Here is a 21,343-nt window from a genome sequence, read left to right as displayed (position 1 = left end):
GATTAACTGTAAAAAAGGGCAAGTGTATGCAAATTTATTACTTCTCTTTCCACTTCCACAATCAAACAATTTTGAATGTTTCTTATTTGACTTGCCAATAATGAGAATTGGTATAACTGCTAGCTCCGTCTTTCAGCTATGGCATTAAACAATGACATGCATAAGATCTAATAATATGTATAATTTATAAATAATTTTTGAGGTAAATTGTGAAATTGGGCGTTAATATTGATCACGTTGCAACCCTTCGCAACGCACGTGGAGCTTCTTATCCAGATCCATTAAAAGCAGCAAAAATAGCTATTGATGCTGGAGCAGATTTTATCACCGTACACTTACGAGAAGACAGAAGGCATATCAGAGATGAGGATGTATTCAATCTAAAACAAGACATTAGCACTGAGTTAAATCTTGAAATCGCAGCTACGGAAGAAATGCTCAAAATAGCAAAAGAAGTAAAACCCTATTCGATTTGTATAGTACCAGAAAAAAGAGAAGAATTAACAACCGAAGGTGGCTTGGATATCGTGAATATGCACAGTAAACTTTCTGGTATAATAGAGGAAATGCATAGCTCTGACATAAAAGTCTCACTGTTTATTGATCCAAATATTAATCAACTAAAATATCTTGAGAAGCTAGAAAGAAAGCCTGACATAATAGAAATTCACACAGGGGATTACTGTGATAATCCATCAGAAGAAAAATTAAAACTTATTACTAACTCTGCAGAATACATTAATAAGCTAGGAATAGAATGCCACGCAGGTCATGGCATAAATTATAAACATGCTAAAAGAATAAAAGAGATACCTCACATCTCAGCTCTTAATATAGGCCATTCTTTAATCACCGAGGCTATATTTCATGGCTTACATAGTGTAACTAAAAAGATGAAAATCACAATATCTAAGTAGCTTATACTTTCTCTTTGGTATTTAAAGTACTTGAAAGAGCTTGACTTGCTTTAAACCTTACTCTTTTCTTTTCAGGAACGGTCATAATCTCACCATTTTGAGGATTACGGCATTGTCTTTCCTTACTTATAGCAGTAGAGAATGTCCCTATTCCATGCAAACGTATTTCACCTTTACGATTTAGATCGTCCTTGATTGTTTCCATAAAAATATCATGAATCTTACTCAAACTAGCTTTTGTTATATCTATACCTTGACTAGAGCACTCTTTACTCAGTTGGGTTACTATATCTTCTTTACTCATAAATTACCTTAATATTGAAAAATTACATAAACAGCATATTATGCTAATGCCAATAGTCAACTAAATTCGTCATAAAAAGAGAAAATGTCATAAACCCTTGTAAGAACTTGTATAATATTTACAAAAAAATACCATTATGAAACAATTATCTCTTAGAAAACTGACATTTTTTCCGAGCTTTATGTTGACCATATTTCTTACGCTCAACAACACGTGAATCTCTAGTTAGGAATCCACCCTTACGTAATATAGAGTGTAGATCTTGACTTATACTACTTAGAGCTCTGCTTATTCCATGAGCTAAGGCACCTGCTTGGCCAGATAGTCCTCCACCTTTTACAGTTGCAAACACATCATACCTATCTAACATAGAAGTTACTATGAATGGCGCTTTAATCATTTGACACACTGATTCTCTTTTAAAATAAGAAATTAAATCATCTTTTTTATTAACACTAAATTTTCCACTTCCTGGCTTTATCCATACTCTTGCTACAGATTCTTTCCTTCGACCTGTGGCATATGAACGACCAAGTGAGTCAATCATTGCCTTTTTTGGCTGATCATTATTATTTATTTTCACTTTTTGCTCCATTATTTCTTATTTTTACGATTTAAAGAGGCAAAATCTATTTTTTCAGGTTGCTGTCCTTGATGCTTATGTTCTGAACCAGAATAAACATACAAATTTTCAAACCGCCTACGTGCCATAGGACCATCATCAAGCATTCTTTTTACTGCCATTTTTATCACACGCTCAGGGAATTTGCCATTTAAAATATTATCTGGAGTAGTTTTCTTTAAACCACCAGAATAACCTGTATGCCTATAGTAGATTTTATCTTTAAGTTTCTTTCCGGTAAAATGTACCTTTTCTGCATTAACAATGATTACATTATCACCACAGTCCATATGAGGTGTATATTCAGGTTTATGTTTTCCACGCAATAGCATTGCTACAAATGCTGCAAGCCTTCCTACTACTAATCCTTCTGCATCTATAACAAGCCATTTTTTATCAATTTGTTTCTCTTTTAAGAAAAAAGTTTTCATATATCAATACATAACAGTAGATTATGATATACTAAGTTGCTTGATAATGTCAACAACATTAGTTATTGATTATTAAAGTAATTTATGCTAATAACTTAAATAACATGCTAGAAAGCAAAATGTTTCGATTGATTATTATATTTGTAATTGCTTTTGGTACTATAGGTTGCTGTGCAATCGATTTGGAAGAAGCTATAAGCAAAGCTATCAAAAACAGCTCAAAAATAAAGTCTCAATTTTACCAATATAAGAGCGCTGAAAAGCAGCTTAAGTCTTCTGGATTGGCTGGGTTTTTACCTGACATTAATTTACAATATAATTTCGATAGTAATTTTAATATTATTAACAATCTACAAAACTCTGGAAAACGTCTAACATTAAGTCAAAGAATAATAGATGGTGGCGGCACTTTTGCTACACTCAGCCGATCAAATCACCTTCTTAAAGCAGCAAAAATTAGATTTCAGCAATCTAAGCAAGAAGTTGCACTCAGCGCTGTGAAAGCATATGTTAATGTTTTACAAAAGGTAGAAATATTAAAACTGAGAGAACATAAAGAGCGTGTTTCTTTAGAGCATTTGTCAGCTATGAAAAAACGCTTTTCCCTTGGAGAAGTTACTAATGCTGAAGTTTTATTCGCAAAAGCAAAATTTTCATCTTCTATATCCAAAAGAGTTGATGCTGAAGGTGAGTTGAAGCTGGCTAATATTGCTTACTATCATTTAATTGGTGAAGATGCCGATAATCTTTATGAGACTAATGGTAAACTACCTTCTATACCAGAATTAAATGAATGTTTACAGTTAGCAAAAACCAATAACTTATCCCTAAAAGCAGCAATTTATAAAAAAAGGGCTGCTGGAATGGAAGTGATTGCTGAAACTTCCAAATGGCTTCCTTCTTTGAATCTAAGCGCAAGTAAAAATTTTGGAAAGGACAATATAAAATTAGACACGTTACTAGAGAATGCGAGTGTTGTCTTTACTCTTGATATTCCGATCTTTAAAAGAGGAGTTAATACCTTTGGTGTCAGTAGAGCTAAAATGGATGCAAAACAATCCACTTACGATTATTACGAAGCAGTAAAAAATATAGAACAAGCAGTTATAAATGCTTGGAATAACGTGCTGACAGCAAAAGCTATTATTAAAGCAAGTCAAGAAGCAGAAAAAGCGGCAGCTTTAGCATTAGAAGGAGTTGAGCAAGAAGTAAACTTGCATTTAAAGAGTACAACTGATCTTTTGGATACTGAAGATGAATTATTTAAAGCACGTTCCGATCTAATTCAGGCAAAAAGCAATTATGTAATTAGTGTTTACAACTTGCTTTTTATGATAAATAGTATAAACCTTTAAATTTAATGGTATGAGCGATAATCAATCTGTAAAAGATATACTAGAAGATATAAAAAAAGCTATATCGGGTAAAAATGCAAGTGGTGATAAAGCAGAAGTAATAGAGGATGATGTACTGTGCCTTGAAGAAGAGTACCCAGAAGATATCGAAGAAAAAGAAAATAGCGAAGAAGAGAATAATTGCCAAAGTGAGAAAATGAATAACCAATTTAATAGTTACAACTCAGAAGAGAAAAATTTGTATGATAATATCCAAATGAGTAGTAACAAAGTGAGCTATCAAGAACAAAGTAAAGAGCATTTAGTTTTAAAAGAAAATATGGAGGAAATTAAAACATTGCTTGAAAAGATGCAAAGCGAACTACGGCATAAACAACAAAAAAGAGCGGATCTTACTGTTGAAGAATTAATTGTATCTCTTTTAAAACCTCAGCTTTCAGAGTGGCTGAATAAGTATCTACATGCATTGGTAAAAGAAGTAGTTGAAAAAGAGCTCAAAGATATAATCAATAATAAGTAGGTTATTAGTATAAAGACCAGAGTAAAAACAGCTAGAGGTAGAAAGTTATCTTCAACAAGATGGCTACATCGCCATTTGAATGATCAGTATGTGCAAAAAACCAATAAGGACGGTTATAGATCGCGCTCGGCATATAAGTTAATAGAAATAGACGATAAATTTAAACTACTCCAACAAGGGCAAAAAATTATTGATCTTGGCGCTTTTCCTGGTGGGTGGTCACAAGTTGCATCTAAGAAAGGAGCGAGTGTGATTGCTGTTGACATAAAACCAATAAACGCAATTAGTGGAGTAGAGTGTATACAGTGTGATATTATCAGCGAACTTGAAATTTTAAGAGAAAAATTCAAGGATCACAAATTTGATGTAATTTTATCTGATATGGCACCAGAATCTTGCGGTTTAAAATCGTTAGATCATATCAGAATTATGCTTTTATGCGAAGCAGCGCTCAATTTTGCAAAGCATTTTTTGAATCATGATGGCAAGTTCGTAGTAAAAATTTTTCAAGGAGAATCTGATAAAGATTTCTGCAATGAGCTAAAAAAAATGTTCAAAACAGTAAGATACTTCAAACCAAAGTCAAGTAGATCTGAATCTACAGAAATGTATTTGGTCAGCTTAGGCTTTATTGGTGGCAACTATTCTGTATAGCAGTTACTTACAGAAACGTTGACGAATCTTGGTTCCTTATTCCTTATAAAACTGAAGATTAATAACGCTCGTACAAAAGCCTCTTTTTCTTGTTTATGATACCTAGGTATAATTATTAAATTCTTGACTTTATTACCAAAATATATAATAATTAAAGTATATTCCTATTTTTATAGGAGAGTTTGATATGTATTTAGCATTGTTGAAACAGATATTAAGTATAGTAAATCGTGAAAATGATTTGAATGGTAATAACATAGTTGAAAAAATAAAAGAGCAAATAAAAAAAGAAGCTCATCTACTTATGAAGAATGGAAGGGGGAAAAATTTAATATAAATTATGAATTTAGTAAAAATAATGATTATAACAAAAAAGAATTAACATTATTACATGCAGCATTTATAGATAATCAAGAAAATGTAGTAAAAGCTCTATTAGCAGTAGACGGAATAAATGTTAATTTCCAATATCAATTTAACAGAACCCTTTTACATTTGGCTATTGAAAAAGGTAACGAAAAAATAGTAGAAGCTCTATTAAATAAGGGGGCTGATGTTAATTTGCGAGATAAAAGTGAAAGCACTCCTTTACATTTGGCTATTGAAAAAGGTAACGAAAATATAGTAAACGCTCTATTAGCAGCACAAGGTATAGATGTTAATTTGCGAGATAAAAGTAAAAGCACTCCTTTACATTTGGCTATTGAAAAAGGTAACGAAAATATAGTAAACGCTCTATTAGCAGCACAAGGTATAGATGTTAATTTGCGAGATAAAAGTAAAAGCACTCCTTTACATTTGGCTATTGAAAAAGGTAACGAAAATATAGTAAACGCTCTATTAGCAGCACAAGGTATAGATGTTAATTTGCGAGATAAAAGTGAACAAACTCCTTTATATCTTGCTGCTGAGAAAGGCAAAATTGGGATAGTAGAGGCTATATTAGCTAAGGGGCCTAACGATATTGATTTGCCAGATAAATTGCTTGGACGGACTCCTTTGTACGTTGCTGCTGATAAGAGTCATCACAAGATAGTAAGAGCTCTATTAAAAGCAGGTGCTGATCCTTTAGTAAAAGGTCGTTATAACAAAAATCTAGCAGAAATGGCTACTGAAGACGCGATTATGAGAGGAATAATCTGTGGTGTTTATATATTTATTATTACATCTATTGTAGCTGCTATAGTAGTTACTTCTGCATATTTTATTGGTGTGTCATTATCAGTAGGTGCTATGGCTGGGATAGCTGTGGCTGCTACTGTACTCACAGGACTTGTTGCTGGTGGTATTATATATGAAGTGTATAAGCCTTGTGATGAGTTAAAGGAGGCTATTGCAAAAGCAAAGTCAAGTCCTGGTCAGAAGCTAAATGGAGTTGCTGTACAATCAGAAGTTTCTTCACAGTCAAGTGTAACAGTGTAGTTAAGTAGAAGGAAGAAGTCTCTTCTTCCTTTTCAAGTAGCTGACACTGGTTTCTTACCAAGAAAAACTTAGCATAACTTTTGTGCTCAAAAAAACTTCTGGATTCCAGCATCAAGTGCTGGAATGACATGGTGAAATATTATTAAAGTAGCCTCTGTCCCAGTGTCCATTTGGTGTCATTCAAGTCAGCTCTCTTCTTGTCATCCCAGTACTGGGATTCAGAAAACTGACCAGATTGGTCACGTGCTGGCTCTCTAAAATTACTTTAGTTATAAATATTAAGAAATTTACTGAATAAAAAAAAGACAAAAGAATCCCCGTATAGCGAGTTTTGACCCTATAATAATGTAAATTGGCGTTGTAATAATGTGCTAACGCTTATTTAAAACCCCAGTTGCGGATTAGAAGTCAGTGAAAAAGCCAGGAAAATAGGGTAAACTCCGGAAACATATTATCAAAAAATTGAAAAGCCATTAACAAAACCGCCTTCCTTGGTTCTGATCACTCTTGTACTTCTGCGCCCAACTATTTTCACGTTGGGAAAAACTTGTCTGTAGAATGGAGACTCAAGGACAATGTGCAGTTCGTTCATCTTCTCACGCATTAAATCCCTTTGATGAGTGATGTACATAAATTTTGCTCTGGAATTATTACCAAGGGCAAAAGCTACATGAAAGATGAACCCAAGCGTCGTCTTAGCGCATCTAGGCGGTATGTTCCACCACTGACTGTGCGCTTTTTCAAACACCAAGCGATTAACACTGCTAAACAGCAGCCACAGATAGTTCTTGCTACCATTCTCCCTCTTTAAATTAAGCCGAATGTTAAATACTCGTAGCATGCCTTGAAACGCAAAGAAACCAAAGTCTTTGCGGCATAAATCTAGGTCTTTTTGTCTTGAACTTTCCAACGTTTTTACATATAGTTGCTACCGCATGAGCAGTATATTAGGTTTAGCAACTTTCGAGTTGCTAAACCAAGTTCTTAACTATATCTGCCTAAAACAATCCGAAATATTCTGTTGAAGAAGAGAATTCTTGTTCCACATTATTAAAACTTTCCAGGTCTTTGATCCTACTATCGAATGTTTCTAAATTTTTCTCGATTCGCTTCAGAATGCGTACTAAATTACCTGATGTTACTAGATCATTTTTATCTTCTAGAAATTTAGGTACTATTGGAAGGTATGACATAACATTCTCCTTAAAAAAATTAATACAATTCTAGCATATCAGTATTAATACTGATATAATAGTTAAACTAAATTCCTACCAATACCCTCACCTAACATCTGATTAATAGCTAGCCAGCGATCATTTATCGATTTTCCATAGGAAGTGTAGCCACCACCTAAGTTCTGACCTCTGCGCACCAAGACCATGCAGACTCTGCATTCCCCCTAGAGACGAACTGATAAAGTCATTTAAACCTTTAGAAGCAAGATCAGAGTTTAAACTTGCAACTTTAGAAAGACCATAGCTTGAGCGATCAAGTCCGCTGGCACGCAAGTTGTTACCAAGTGCGGTATTCATTTGATTGCTGACAAACTGCTGATAAGGATTCTCACGGTATTGCGATGCTATTTGATTGATAAATCCTCCGGGGCCACCTTTTCCTAGTCCCCCGAAACTATCGATAAATTTATTATACAAATCCTTTTGTATAACCCCAGTTGGGGATTAGAAGTCAGTGAAAAAGCCGGGAAAATAGGGTAAACTCCGGAAACATATTATCAAAAAATAGAGAGGTTACCCATGAATAAAAATGTAACAGAATTATTTTGCTTTGTAGACGATTTTTGCAAGGCTATAAACAAAAATTTCGCAGAAAAACTCCTGCCAAACAGTAAAAAACCTACCAGAACGCCAGGGATTACGCATTCTGAAATTCTTACTATAATTTTACTTTATCAACAATCTAGATGTGAGGACTTTAAATCTTTCTATACATATTATTTGAAAGCACTACATGGATCTGAGTTTCAAAATTTGCCAACATATAGTAGATTTATTAGGCTAAAAGGTATTTAGTGCTCTTGTTAAAGTGGCTTTGTGAGCAGTCAAAAATGACCGGAATTTCGTACATAGATGCAACTTCTATCGCTGTTTGCCATCCAAAAAGAATCTCAAGAAACAAAGTTTTCAAAGGATTGGCAAAGCTTGGAAAGACTACATATGGCTGGTTTTTGGGTTTTAAATTGCATATGGTAATTAATGAAAAAGGTGAAATTCAAGGAGTTACAATGACTAAAGGTAACGTTGACGACAGAAAACCAGTACCAAAATTAACTGAAAAACTGACTGGTCTTTTGTTTGGTGATAAGGGCTATATAAAGAAAGAGCTCTTTGCAAAACTCTTCGATAGAGGAATAAAACTCGTTACCAAAGTAAAAAAAGGTATGAAAAATACATTAATGCTTCTTGAAGAAAAGATTTTTTTAAGAAAAAGGTCGATTATTGAAACAGTTTTTGGTTACCTCAAAAACAGACTTGATCTTGAGCATTCAAGACACAGGTCTCCAATAAATTTCTTGGTGCACATCTTTTCCACATTAGTTTCATATTCTATGAAGCCTAAAAAGCCCTCTATTTCTACATTTTACTGTATTGATTAATCCGCAACTGGGGTTTTTAAAGCGCGTTTTGGCTGAATGTAGAAAAAATAAAAAAAGCCGCTATAATTTTTGTGTAATTTGCCAATAAATATCTGAGTTTTTTACTGAATTTTGTCGTTGAGCCCAAAAACAAGTATAAATACTCTTATTGATATAACAAGGGAAAGTGGGAAGGTTTGTCAAGTAATAAAACTAGAGAGCTCAAATGGAAGAAGGTAAACTCTAAAGTGTACGTTCAGTAGCACTTTCTATAAGAGAGATTGTATTATCTATCCCATAAAGCTTGATAAAAGATCCCATTCTAGGACCGGTTTTTTGTCCAAGTAATGTTTCATATAAAAACTGAAACCAATCGCGTAAGTTATTGTAATTATGTTTTTTTCCGATGGAGAAAACCTGAGATTGAATCTCTTCAGCAGTGGCTGTAATAGGCAGGGAATGTAGGTTGTTCTTTAAATCTAGTAACGCTTCTTTCTCTTTTTCGTTTGAAGCTTTATACGCTTTTGTTGGCTTGATAAAGTCGTGATAATACCTAACTGCAAAATCCGAAAGCCTATCTAGCATTTTGTTGCTTTCTGGTGTAACGTTTGGTGCATAAGTTGATATAAAACCCCAAAGAATCTCTTTATTTTCAGCATTACAAGCTGCTGCCAGGTTTAAAAGTAACGAAAAATTTATGCCTGAAGTTTCTACGTTTGGAACTTTACCTTGATGGATGTGCCATACAGGACTGTTTACATCCTTTTCTTTACTTTCATTATAGCGCTTAACAAACTCCAAATATTCATCAGTTGATTTTGGTATCACATCAAAATGTAAACGTTTAGCTTTTTTAGGACTCTGAAAGATGTATAACGCTAAACTCTCTGTGGGTGCATAAGTTAGCCACTCCTCAATTGAAATACCATTTCCTTTTGATTTTGATATCTTCTTTCCTTCTTTATCAAGAAATAACTCATAGCAAAACAAAAGCGGTGGCTTTTCTCCAAGTATTTTACATATTTGACTTGAAAGCACAGCAGATGGAGTCAAATCCTTTCCATGAGCTTCGTAATTAACTCCGAATGCAGCCCACCTCATCCCCCAATCAGGTTTCCATTGCAGTTTACATTTTCCTTTAGTCACTGGAACTTCTATTTTTTCCCCGTTTGGGTCTTCATACGTGATTGTTCCTTTATCTGTATTTGTTTCAATTACTGGAACTTGTAAAACTTGGGAAGTTTTTGGGCATATCGGCAAGAATGGACTGTAAGTCTGCTGCCTTTCTTCCCGAAATGATGGAAGCATTACTTCCATCACTTTATCATAATTTTTCAGCAAGAGTAAAAGTTTTTCATCGTAAACGCCAGATTTATAACACTCTGTTGCACTCCTAAATTCGTATTCAAATCCAAACAAATCAAGAAATTTACACAACAACGAATTCATGTGATGACCATAACTCTCATGAGTGCCAAATGGGTCAGGTATCATGGTTAATGGCTTGTTCAGATTCTCTCTTAGCATTTCCTGATTTGGTACATTATCTGGTATTTTTCGCAAACCATCCATATCGTCGGAAACTGCAATGATTTTGGTTTTTATACTAGGAGCTATTTTTTTTAGAGCGTTTGCAATAACTGTGGTACGAAAAACTTCCCCAAAAGTACCAATATGTGGCAAACCTGACGGCCCATATCCAGTCTCAAATGTTATCTCTTTTTTATTAGGGAATTCTTGTAGTATTTTTTCTGCTTCTTGAAATGGCCAGTTTGTCATCGTTAGAGTTAAATTGGTTATCTTACCTAAAGTGCTATTCATTTCAATAGATTTTTAATTAATGATGTAGTATTAGTGTTAGAGCTATTAATTAGAAGATCAAGGGTATGTCCACAGGTAATATACAAACGGATCAATTATTTAAAGGTCTTACAAGACCCGCGATGCTTTTTGGTGTGAGTTATATGTTTGCAATATTAAATGTTCTGATTTGCATGCTAATTTTCATTAATACAAATGATCTTAGAACTTTCTTGATGTTATTTGGGGTACACGGACTTGGTTATATAGCTTCTGCAAAGGAACCGTTGTTTATTGAGTTATTTATGGTAAAGTTGGGAAAATGTTCCAAATGTTTAAATCGGTTTTATCATGGAGCCAATTCTTATGACATTACTTGATGTTATGCAATGTTGAGATTTAGAGCTATTCAATCAAAGAATAAATCTATTCTAAGTAGAGAGGTTCACGCTGCCGAATTTATACCTTATTCTTGCTATTGGAATAGTACAACCTTGATAACAAAGCAGAATTGGTTAGTTAAATTTATAAAATTAAATGGCTTTGCGTTTGAAACGGCCGATGATGAAGACTTGGTGATACAAAATAATATCAGAAATCAGATGCTAAGAAGCATTTCATCTCCAGCATTTAGTTTGTACTTTCATATCATCAGGCGTAAGAAGAATATCTTTTCTGATGAATTTGCAAACCAGAGCTTACCAAATTTTTTTGCTAACCATGTAAATCTAAAATGGAGAGAAAAACACGCAACTAGGCAATCTTTTATTAATGATTTATACATTACGATTATTCGTAGGGCAGACACAAAAGGAGTAGAATTTTTATCACATCTACTGAAAAAATTTGGGCATGTAACTTCAAAACATGCTTGGGAAAGTGATATGCGTGATACCTATGAAGATTTAGAGGAAACGACAAATCGTATAGTAACAAGCCTTAGGAATTATTCGCCTAAAGTCCTTGGAGTAAAAGAAACTCCAAACGGGCTGTTTTGTGAAATAATGGAGTTTCTGTCTAGAATTGTAAATTGTGGCTTTGTTACAAATACGCTTTTTCCACTAAAAACTGAAATATCAAGATACTTACCAGTTCATAGGTTATTTTTTGGCCATAAGATGATACAGGTTGTGACTCATAATGAAAGTAAATATGCTGGAATAGTTAGTATCAAAGAATATGGAAATAATACTTCCGCAGGAATGCTTGATTCTTTTTTACAACTTCCTTATGAATTTATTATCACGCAGTCTTTTCAATTTACAAATAGGCAAATGGCAATTGCGAAAATGCAGATACAGCAAAATCGTATGATACAATCTGCAGATAAAGCTATTTCTCAAATAGCAGAAATTTCTCATGCGCTTGATGATGCAATGAGTGGTAAAATTGCGTTTGGTGAACACCATTTAACTATCTTATGTATAGAAAAAAGCCCTAAATCATTGGACAATGCTTTATCATTGGTTGAATCGGAGCTTTCTAATTGTGGTGTTTATCCTGTTCGTGAGAGGGTTAATCTAGAACCAGCATTTTGGGCGCAAATTCCTGGTAATTTTGATTATATAGTAAGAAAAGGTACAATAAGTAGTCTTAATTTGGCCGGTTTTGCATCTCAACATAATTATCCTACTGGTAAAAAATTCAATAACCACTGGGGAGATGCTGTTACAGTTTTTGATACAACATCTGGCACTCCATTTTTCTTCAACTTTCATATAAGGGATGTTGGACATACTATGATAATTGGGCCAACAGGTGCTGGCAAAACTGTTTTAATGAATTTTTTATGTGCTCAAGCAATGAAATTTTCTCCAAGAATATTCTTTTTTGATAAAGACCGCGGTGCAGAAATTTTTTTAAGAGCACTTGGTGGTATCTATACTATAATAGAACCAAGAACTAAGACAAATTTTAATCCTCTGCAACTTGACGATACTCCTGATAATAAAACATTTTTGATGGAATGGATAAAATCTTTAATTTTAGTGTACAACGATAAATTCACTTCAGAAGATATTGCTAGAATTAATGATGCAATTGAGGGAAATTTTAAATTAAAAAAAGAAGACAGATTTTTGAGAAATCTTGTACCATTTTTAGGACTTGCGGGCCCTGATACTCTAGCTGGAGCAATATCTATGTGGCATGATGATGGCTCTCATGCTGCAATATTTGACAATAAAGAAGATTTGCTAGATTTTTCAAAAGCAAGAGTGTTTGGCTTTGAAATGGCTAGCTTGCTAAAAGATCCTATTGCTCTTGGGCCGGTCTTGATTTATTTGTTTCATAGGATTAGTATATCGCTTGATGGTACTCCATCTATTATTGTTCTTGATGAAGCATGGGCGTTAATAGATAATCCAGTTTTTGCACCTAAGATAAAAGACTGGTTGAAAGTGCTGAGAAAGTTAAATGCTTTTGTGATTTTTGCTACTCAGAGTGTTGAAGATGCAAGTAAAAGTGCTATTAGTGATACACTTGTACAGCAGACAGCAACACAAATTTTTTTGCCAAATCTGAAAGCTACTAGTGTCTATCGAGATGTTTTTATGTTAACTGAACGTGAGTACATACTGATCAAACACACAGATCCAAGTACTAGATTCTTTTTAGTAAAGCAGGGAGTTAATGCTGTAGTAGCTAGAATAGATCTGAAAGATTTGGATGACGTGGTCAACGTGTTATCTGGACGTGCAGAAAGTGTCCTATTGTTACATGATATACTGAAAGAAGTCGGAGATGATCCAAAGATGTGGTTGCCTGTGTTTTATCAAAAGGTGAAAAATGTTTAAAACTAAACTGTCATTACTGTTAGTTGCGATATTTTTGTTAAATATAGATTTTTTGCTCTCATATCCAGTGTTTGCAGATACAGTAAGTGGTACTGACAAAACGGAATTTGTTAGCAGATTTAATTCTACTGGTAGCTTTAGCCGCGCCTCTAATCCTGACTGTAAGGCGTTTGAAACATCTGCAGCAGTTGCTGGGATAGCAATTGCTATTGGTGCAATATTTACTGGTATTGTTTTGATTGTCTCTTCTGCTGGTTTATTTACTGCTCTTGTTATCGTTGGAATGATAGCTGCAATTGTTGGAGTCTGGAAGGCAGTTGGGGGACTTATTGTTTGTCAGCATAGTTTTGTTAGGCATCCAGTTGCATACGATAATGATGGGAGATATAAAAATTTTAAACTAAAAGATACAGGTTATAGTGGTGATACAGATAAAAATTATCGAACAGAAGATGAATATTTTTCTGCATTACAGAAAAGATCAGGAAAAGATGGAAAACAAACAGAGAAAGATATTTTAAACTTTACTGATTGGGATGTTGTGAATGTTGATAGGGAACACTACTACTGGCCAAAAAATGGGGTGCAATATAGTGAATACATAGAAGTATGTCATCGCAATCCTTTAACATTTGGCAATCTTTTCAAGACGAATGACTTTAATTTCAGAGGGGAAGATGGATACATAGACTTTGATATCAGAGAGAAAGATACTGGATATGAAAGTGGGTCATGGTCTCCGAAGGTTGATGGCGATCTAGAATGTAAAGTGCTTAAATCTGGACAGAGCGAAACTATACATGGATCAACGTTCAAAGCAGTGAAAAAAATGGGCAGATTATGTGTGGAATTGGCTGAAGTTAGGGCAGCTGGAACTGCTTGGCCGCAAGGAATTGATATAGGATGCACAGGATTGCCACCTGACCCACTTGCTCCTATGTGTGAAAAATCTGTGATGATATTCAAAAATAAAGATGGTACAGGTGAATATAAGGAAGATCTTAATAATTCTAAAAATAAGGACAAAGATTACAAAACTATTATAAGGGAAAAGAAAGGAGAGGGAAAAATTTTTGTAGGTTATGACAATAAAAGCTGTTTTAGCTCGTATGTCTCTGAAGCTTGCTACAATCAAGCGGGAAGTAAGTCATTATCTCCTATTCCTATAACTTCTATGATAGTGCAATGTATTAAGGAGTCGTTAGATAATTTAGTGGCAGGTATTGATTCAAGTGGTAACTTACTTACAGACAAAAATGGACATGCTAAGGGTAGTTTTTTGTCTGTAGCACAAAAAAGACTGAAGAACACTGTTACTGCTATCTTAATTTTAGCTTTGATATTGTTCTCTATAAAAGTTATGTCTGGTGGAGTGCGTAGTCCGCAAGAAATGTACATGTTGATCATTAAATTCGCTTTAGTGATTTACTTTACGACAGGTAGCACTATGTCTCATTATTACGGGGAATTAACAAAACTTTCGAACGGCTTATCAGAAATAGTGCTTAAAGCTTCATCTGAGAGTAAAAATATATGTAATTATGAGGAAGGTAAAGATTATGAATACGATCGTGCAGGGCAGAAGGTATCCTACAGTTATCTTGCACCTTGGGATAGGCTTGATTGCAGAATTTTATTTTATTTAGGTGCCCCTTTAGATGGAATTGGTGGCAAAATTGGTACTGGAGGTGTTGCAACTTTAGCGGTTTTGCTTGGCGCTGCTCCTGTCTTGTTAGTTGCAGGTTCGGTGATTGGTATTATTTTCGCTGGTGGACAGATCTTAGTAGCTCTTGTCTGTATATTTATGGCCATTTTGATGATGATGGTTATTTTATGGATGTGCTATGTATTTATCTTATCTTTAGTTGCGCTTAGTGTAATTATCATCTTATCGCCTTTATTCATTCCTATGGTTTTGTTTCAACATACTAAAGGATATTTTGATGGTTGGCTAAAAGAGTTAATTACCTACAGTTTATACCCAGTTATCCTCTTTGCATTTCTATCTTTTATGTTCATAGCATGTGATAAAATCTATTTTAAAAATTTAAATTTTAAACCGGACGAGTTATATAAAAATGAACAACCGGACAAGTCATATGAAAAGAAACAAGCAGAAATCTCATATAGCAAGAAAAAACAGTGGTTTAAATTGAAAGATGGGGAATGTGATAAAAATGAAACTACTCTCGCATGTATGATGCAAAATTATAGCTTTAAAAAGAGCAGCATACTTGGTCTATTCGACTTTACATACATGGAGTTTGGCAGCTCTCTAATCGGAGAATTATTAAAATTGTGTTTAGTATTATTCCTCTTTTACCACTTTTTAAACGTTCTTCCTGGCATGGCTGCTGAGCTTGCTGGTAATCACAGAGCAGCACTTGGTTCAGGTAGCACTCCTGCACAAATGGTGAATAAAGCTTTATCTGCTGCCAAAGCTGCTGCTGGAGGTGCTGGTCAAGTTGCTGCTGCGGCTGTAAATAAGGCAAGAGGGGCTATTGGAGGAGGTGGAGATGATAATAAGGGATCGGGATCTTCCTCTAGTGAATCTATAAAATCAGGTGGAGAGTGAGCGCAGGTGAGTAACAGATGTTTGAACATTTGAGCAACCAAAATTTGGTTAAGCTATGCATAAGTTTTGTGATACTCTTTTTATTATCTGGGTGCGGGTGTATTAAGCCAGAAGATTCATCAGGCTTGCGTGAGAAATTGGATATAGTGTCAACAGAGCAGAAATGGGTTGATTCTGGAGTCTATATTTCGGATAAAATAAAAGTAACAGAGATTAATATAGTACCTAATAAGGTTAATTTTTGTTCGCAATATAAAGATTTTGCAATTGAACCTGGAGTAAGAAACGTTACATTACCGTTTGCGCTTAAAGCTGGCGATGCGATAAGCTTTAGTGTTGTTGGAAGTAAAATGTGTAAAAACGATCATGGCACGGTCACCTATAAAAAAATTGACGAGAGTTGCGGTGAAGGGGAAAAGGAGTATTTTTCACATGTTTTAAATCAAGAGAAGTGTCAAGGTGAAATATGTCCTAATAAATATGAAATAGGCAATGCACAATGGTTAAATGGAAAAGAGTACTGGTCTTCAGAATTAGATCAAAGTGAAAGAGAGGAAATTAGAAATGTCATCGACTCTATAAAACAGCAAGGGGAAAATGTAGACTGTAGCAAGCTTTCAGAGAGCAGTGCAAGTAAGATAGATACGCGCATTTTAAATTTACTCTGTGGACGTATATGTAAATTTTCTTTCGGCAGCGGAGAAAAAGGTTGCGTATATATTGAATACAATAGTATAGAAGGTGAGATATTCAATACTTTAAGTTCTAGAGGTGAATCTGTTATTGCTGAAATTATTGATAACGTATTAAAGGAAAAATGGGTAAAAACTGACATTACACTATTACGTGTTCGCATGGATAATGAGGAATTTGAACACATTCCAGGAGGCGGTATATGTATTAACTGTGATCATAAGATAGATCGTAACCATCCAAAACCAGAGTTAACTTTTAGTTTAGGTGATGGTAAGGGCAAGGGTGGTTTCAACATAAGAGTAACAAGAATCCCTAATTTAGAAAAAAGCTTATATATAAGCGTTTCTGACAAATTTCCTGAGCGTGAGCCCGATGAAACTCAGGGAGATATACCTGTAGACATTAGCAAAGTTTATAATACTCAATATATGGAAGGCTTAAAAGAAAAGCTAAAGGACAAGAGTGGCACTATATATTACGGAATAAGAGATCATGGCTGTGATTATAAGAAAAATGAGGGTCAGTTTAGCATTAACCTTACAACTAAAGAGCCACCTGTAAGAACTTTTAGTGCGATATATAATTTTTTTGATGAAAAAGTAAAAACTGCATTTTTCGGTTCTAGCTACAAAGACACTAACGTGATTCACTCTGATACTAGCCCTGTGAAGTCTCTTTATCAAAGTTTTGTAGCATCAAATAGAACAAATACCATCAGATCTACAATAGTGTCGTTATTAGTATTATATATAGTTTTATACACCCTTTATTACTTTTTTGGATTGTCTCATGCTTCTATATATGAGTTTTTAATTATATGTGTAAAGATAGGAGTTATTACCCAATTGCTGAACGATAATAGTTGGAGTTTTTTTTATAACAATGCATTTTCTATTTTTGTTAATGCTCCAAAACAGTTAATAGAAATAGCAAATTTCAGAGGTACAACATCAAATGTTTTTGAATTTCTTGATTTACCGCTCAATAGGTTTTTATCAGCACACTCAGTGTTACTAATAGTATCTCTTATATTCTCCGGTCCTTTGGGTATTGTATCGTTTTGCTTGGTGATTTGGGGTTTGATAACAGTGAGCTTATCGATGTTTAACGCCTTATTTTCTTTTATCACATCTATAGCAATAGTTGCATTATTGCTTTCCTTGGCGCCTCTTTTTATTATTTGCCTTCTATTTGGATATACTAGACAGATGTTTCACAATTGGGTCAAAAATTTAGCAAGATTTGCAATTCATCCGGTAGTGCTTTTAATTTTTATATCATTAATAAGCCAGGTTATGGATTATATTGTGTATTCGGTCTTTAATTTTGAGGTCTGCCCTACATGTATACTTAATCTTAACTTAAAGATTTTTAATCCTTGTATTCTTTATGGTTATGCTTCCAAACATGCACCTAACATCACAGCTATGATAGCTTTTGTGATTTTGGGACATGCTATGAAAGCTTTAGTTGAGGCATCTTCAACAATATCTGATTCGTTGTTTGGTGTTTATGTAGCAAGCGAACCAGGAAGGCAATATCAGCAAAGCTTAATGGGAACAGTAGGTTTAGATGAACAAAGTATCCAAAGAAGAGCAGGTCAGCAATCTGGTACACCAAGTCGAAGACCTCAAATACCACAATCAGCTCAAAGATCAGCACCTAAAATACCGACAAACACAGGAAATCAATGATGAGCAGAAAATCATTATTATTGATACTATGTCTTGTAATTACTGGCTGCACAATGGATTGTGTTGAACCTGGGTTGCAGAGCAGAAATACTAGTGTCAGTATAGATGTTCCAGTTCGTGAAGCTGGCGAAGGAGTTAAAATTCATTGGGTTGATTCTGGTCAAGTAATTAGCAAGGATGAGAAAATCAAATTTACTCTTGGTGGGTCAGTAAATCTTTGTCCTCTTAAAGAAGGGAAAAATCCAAAGAGAGTACTTGTGCCCGCTGTATTTTGTGCTAATGATTTAATACCAAATTACAGTAATAAGTTAACTGATAATACTAGTCTTGATGAACGAGAAATATGTGGGGACATAGGCTTTGGAAATAATGAATTCTATAGCAATAGACGTTATGTAGATACTGGAATTAAAGCAAATCCTGGTGATAAGTTAAGCTTTAGCTTAATTCCCAGAGAGATAACGATTGATTATGACAATCCACAAGGAAGAGGAATCAGTTTTGATGACAATTGTTATAGAACTGAAAGAGGGGATGAGAAAGATAAAGTTACAATAAAAGACATGTTTGGTGGAGGAACATTCTTTTGTGGAGAAATTGGTAAAAGGACTAAAGTAGAATTTCCGTTGCTTAGCAAAGAAAAAATGAAAGTGTTAGTTGGTAACGGCTACACTCCATACGATAATAAAGTACATTTTAATGATAAAAGTCCATGGATGAATGGTGCGTTGTTAGATCTACGACGAACTAAAATAGGACTGAATGAATTATGTAATGGGAAAAGGTGTGATTTTAATGAGCTGAACAAGTACAGTTCTTATGAACTTAATTGTTACTATCAGAATATATGTTACAACGCAAAAGGTATAGGGGAGGATTGCGTCTCTTCTATAAGGTATGAGAAGTATGATGAAAGAAATACATGTGACATGTATTCTCACCTTAAAGGTATTGAGGATGAACTAAAAAAGATTGAAGAAAATAAGAGGGATTCTAAGCAGATTGACATTAATTTAATATCAAATTCTAAATTAAACTTCAAAGAGAACAGAGGAGATATTTCTTGGGCTGAGGCTCTTGTTGCAAAAGTTGGCGATCTTGATAATCAGAATACAGCTAAAGGTATTCAATGTTTTCCAAATGAGAAAGGTGCGGAAGGAGATAATGTATGTTCACAGATTAATTATAAATTTGAAGATTATTCTCTGAGATTAAATCATTACTATACAGTGAATAATAACGTAGTACCTGATAAAAATAGTCTGATGCTTGCTATTGCAGATTATGGTAATTATGGAGCTAATAGGGGAGGGTATTATGTTGAAGTGACTAGATCATGTAACTTCGATAGTGGTAAAAAACTGTATATGCACTTGGGTGATAATCCGCCATTAGATCCATTTGCTATAAAGACTAATGATTTTAAAGAAGTAGAGAGGTTGGATAAAATAAAAGAGGATAATGTAGTCTACTATGCAATAGATGGAAGTCATTTAAAGGGTAAAGAGTCTAAAAAGATATACTTTGGTATTAATGTAGAAAACGTAAAGAAAGATGATATTACGGACAAAGACGGCAAATATTATGAAAATAATAAGTACACAGTAACTTTATTTGTCAAAAGAAAAATTAATGATTTTATTTCATCGAATGTAAACGAGGTATTTAAATTTATAAAAGAAGAAGTAATTGGGGACAGCGTTAAAGATTCATACAAAGGATATGCAAGAGGTCTTCTGCAAGGAGTAAGAGCTTTGCTTATTCTATACGTTATATTTACTGTTATTGGCTATATGCTAGGAACAATACAGCTAAGTAAATTTGACTTTATTGTAAGGATGATGAAGATAGCATTTATAGCTTTTGCCTTTAGCGATAGAAGCTGGGAACTTTTTGGCACAACTTTATCCAGACTTTTTATAGATGGTAGCACTTATTTAGTTGATAGTTTTTCTGGCTATATAGGAGAAGGAGGTAAAAAATTTGCATTCTTAGATTTAACAGCGGGAGTATTATTTACAGGAGAAACATGGCTGAAATTTTTATCTTTAATGCTATCAGGACCTTTTGGCTTTATTGCATTTTTGGCAATACTTTATGCTACTTTTGTGTTTTTAAGATGCATTATTAGTGCTACGTTTAAGTATGTAATATCTACTGTTTTAGTGGCATTTTTATTGTCATTGGCACCTTTATTTATCGTATTTATTCTATTTCAACAAACTAAAACATTATTTGATAATTGGATAAAAACGCTGGCTCATGTTTCATTGCAACCAGTCATTTTATTTTCATCCTTGTCTCTTTTAAATCAGTTAATGTATTCAGTTCTATACAACCTCACAAATTTTTCTGCATGCTATCAATGCTTAATTAGTGTAAATTTTTTATCGTATGATCTGTGTCTTATGAAATCAATATTACCTCTTGGGTATAGTCCTGGTACTAGTGTTGATGTTGCGCTCAGTACTGGAGAAAGGGCTGGTGGGCACTTTTCAGCATTACCTATAGATCTAATCCAGGCATTTATATATCTCATCATTGCTAGTGCAATGGAAGCTTTTGTTTCTATATCAGAAACTATGGCGCAGGCGTTGTTCAGCTCTGGTTTTGGAGTTGCCCAAAGTGTTAGTCATATTTCTAGGAGCGCATCACAAGCTATGCTGTCAACTGTTGGCCTTGATGATAGAACCCAATATATGATACATAACATCAAGCAGGGAATGAGTAAAGATCGTAGCAAAATTGAAGTTAAATTGCCTGATACACCAAAGCAAGCAGATGGGAAAGGGAGTGCTGGCAGAGAAATGAGCAAATCTGAAACACTAAGCCAGCCAGATAAGCAAAAGGATTCTGATAAAACAAAAGGACAAGTCAAGGAAGATTGATGAGATATATGGAGTAACTAATTAAAAAGATATTTGAAGTAAGGTTTTAGAAATTTATTCTGTATTGGAAAAAGTTT

The 21,343-nt window shown here is 34.2% G+C and carries 18 protein-coding genes and 1 pseudogene; 12 read left to right on the top strand and 7 right to left on the bottom strand.

Features of this window, described 5'->3' with window-relative positions; genetic code table 11:
* Positions 1-209 precede the first annotated feature (209 nt).
* Complete coding sequence (locus HGO49_RS02415; protein ID WP_017532140.1) at positions 210-917, top strand: pyridoxine 5'-phosphate synthase; 708 nt, start codon at positions 210-212, stop codon at positions 915-917.
* A 1-nt stretch (position 918) separates the two neighbouring features.
* On the opposite strand, the gene HGO49_RS02410 is transcribed toward HGO49_RS02415, so the two are convergent.
* From HGO49_RS02410 to rplM, 3 genes are all read right to left on the bottom strand, one after another.
* On the bottom strand, positions 919-1,221 hold the full coding sequence (locus HGO49_RS02410) for an HU family DNA-binding protein (RefSeq protein ID WP_017532139.1): 303 nt from the start codon (positions 1,219-1,221) through the stop codon (positions 919-921).
* A gap of 145 nt (positions 1,222-1,366) precedes the next feature.
* Entirely contained in the window at positions 1,367-1,816 is a 450-nt protein-coding gene (rpsI, locus tag HGO49_RS02405; RefSeq protein WP_010402504.1) for a 30S ribosomal protein S9, read from the bottom strand.
* Complete coding sequence (gene rplM, locus HGO49_RS02400; protein WP_017532138.1) at positions 1,816-2,274, bottom strand: 50S ribosomal protein L13; 459 nt, start codon at positions 2,272-2,274, stop codon at positions 1,816-1,818. Before rplM ends, rpsI begins: the two co-directional genes overlap by 1 nt.
* Positions 2,275-2,378: 104 nt before the next feature.
* Here rplM and HGO49_RS02395 point away from each other — a divergent pair, with 104 nt between their 5' ends.
* From HGO49_RS02395 to HGO49_RS02375, 5 genes are all read left to right on the top strand, one after another.
* Positions 2,379-3,629 carry a TolC family protein gene (locus tag HGO49_RS02395; protein ID WP_017532137.1) on the top strand — a complete coding sequence of 417 codons (1,251 nt, stop codon included), beginning with the start codon at positions 2,379-2,381 and terminating at the stop codon, positions 3,627-3,629.
* A gap of 10 nt (positions 3,630-3,639) precedes the next feature.
* Complete coding sequence (locus HGO49_RS02390; protein ID WP_017532136.1) at positions 3,640-4,149, top strand: PopZ family protein; 510 nt, start codon at positions 3,640-3,642, stop codon at positions 4,147-4,149.
* Positions 4,150-4,224: 75 nt separating this feature from the next.
* Entirely contained in the window at positions 4,225-4,803 is a 579-nt protein-coding gene (locus HGO49_RS02385) for an RlmE family RNA methyltransferase (protein ID WP_007302033.1), read from the top strand.
* A gap of 187 nt (positions 4,804-4,990) precedes the next feature.
* On the top strand, positions 4,991-5,140 hold the full coding sequence (locus HGO49_RS02380; protein ID WP_017532135.1) for a hypothetical protein: 150 nt from the start codon (positions 4,991-4,993) through the stop codon (positions 5,138-5,140).
* Positions 5,137-6,225: an ankyrin repeat domain-containing protein gene (locus tag HGO49_RS02375; protein WP_219620928.1), complete on the top strand. Its 1,089-nt coding sequence runs from the start codon at positions 5,137-5,139 to the stop codon at positions 6,223-6,225. The genes HGO49_RS02380 and HGO49_RS02375 overlap by 4 nt, the downstream gene beginning before the upstream one ends.
* 454 nt (positions 6,226-6,679) lie before the next feature.
* Here the strand turns inward: HGO49_RS02375 and HGO49_RS02370 are convergent, their stop codons facing one another.
* The 3 genes from HGO49_RS02370 to HGO49_RS02360 form a co-directional block, all read right to left on the bottom strand.
* Complete coding sequence (locus tag HGO49_RS02370) at positions 6,680-7,066, bottom strand: hypothetical protein (protein WP_172758390.1); 387 nt, start codon at positions 7,064-7,066, stop codon at positions 6,680-6,682.
* 157 nt (positions 7,067-7,223) lie between these two features.
* Entirely contained in the window at positions 7,224-7,418 is a 195-nt protein-coding gene (locus HGO49_RS02365) for a hypothetical protein (protein WP_172758391.1), read from the bottom strand.
* 120 nt (positions 7,419-7,538) lie between these two features.
* A complete protein-coding gene (locus HGO49_RS02360; RefSeq protein ID WP_172758392.1) occupies positions 7,539-7,877 on the bottom strand; it encodes a hypothetical protein in 339 nt (112 codons plus the stop codon).
* A 102-nt stretch (positions 7,878-7,979) separates the two neighbouring features.
* On the opposite strand from HGO49_RS02360, the pseudogene HGO49_RS02355 reads away from it, so the two are divergent.
* Positions 7,980-8,839, top strand: a pseudogene (locus tag HGO49_RS02355) (IS982 family transposase).
* A 222-nt stretch (positions 8,840-9,061) separates the two neighbouring features.
* On the opposite strand, the gene HGO49_RS02350 reads toward HGO49_RS02355, so the two are convergent.
* On the bottom strand, positions 9,062-10,639 hold the full coding sequence (locus HGO49_RS02350) for a lysine--tRNA ligase (RefSeq protein WP_040754692.1): 1,578 nt from the start codon (positions 10,637-10,639) through the stop codon (positions 9,062-9,064).
* Between the two features lie 65 nt (positions 10,640-10,704).
* Between HGO49_RS02350 and HGO49_RS02345 the strand changes: the two genes are divergently transcribed.
* From HGO49_RS02345 to HGO49_RS02325, 5 genes are read left to right on the top strand one after another with little or no spacing between them, the layout of a single operon-like run.
* Positions 10,705-10,998: a type IV secretion system protein VirB3 gene (locus tag HGO49_RS02345; protein ID WP_017532092.1), complete on the top strand. Its 294-nt coding sequence runs from the start codon at positions 10,705-10,707 to the stop codon at positions 10,996-10,998.
* Between the two features lie 9 nt (positions 10,999-11,007).
* Positions 11,008-13,413, top strand: coding sequence for a VirB4 family type IV secretion/conjugal transfer ATPase (locus HGO49_RS02340; protein ID WP_017532093.1), 2,406 nt, complete (start codon positions 11,008-11,010; stop codon positions 13,411-13,413).
* Positions 13,406-15,988, top strand: coding sequence for a TrbL/VirB6 family protein (locus HGO49_RS02335; RefSeq protein ID WP_017532094.1), 2,583 nt, complete (start codon positions 13,406-13,408; stop codon positions 15,986-15,988). The genes HGO49_RS02340 and HGO49_RS02335 overlap by 8 nt, the downstream gene beginning before the upstream one ends.
* A 17-nt stretch (positions 15,989-16,005) precedes the next feature.
* Entirely contained in the window at positions 16,006-18,378 is a 2,373-nt protein-coding gene (locus HGO49_RS02330) for a TrbL/VirB6 family protein (RefSeq protein WP_017532095.1), read from the top strand.
* Positions 18,375-21,266, top strand: a complete 2,892-nt coding sequence (locus HGO49_RS02325; RefSeq protein ID WP_017532096.1) for a TrbL/VirB6 family protein — start codon at positions 18,375-18,377, stop codon at positions 21,264-21,266. Before HGO49_RS02330 ends, HGO49_RS02325 begins: the two co-directional genes overlap by 4 nt.
* Positions 21,267-21,343 lie beyond the last annotated feature (77 nt).

The sequence above is a fragment of the Wolbachia endosymbiont of Diaphorina citri genome (assembly GCF_013096535.2).
GTDB lineage: Bacteria > Pseudomonadota > Alphaproteobacteria > Rickettsiales > Anaplasmataceae > Wolbachia.
This window is presented reverse-complemented; position numbering and strand designations above follow the sequence as displayed.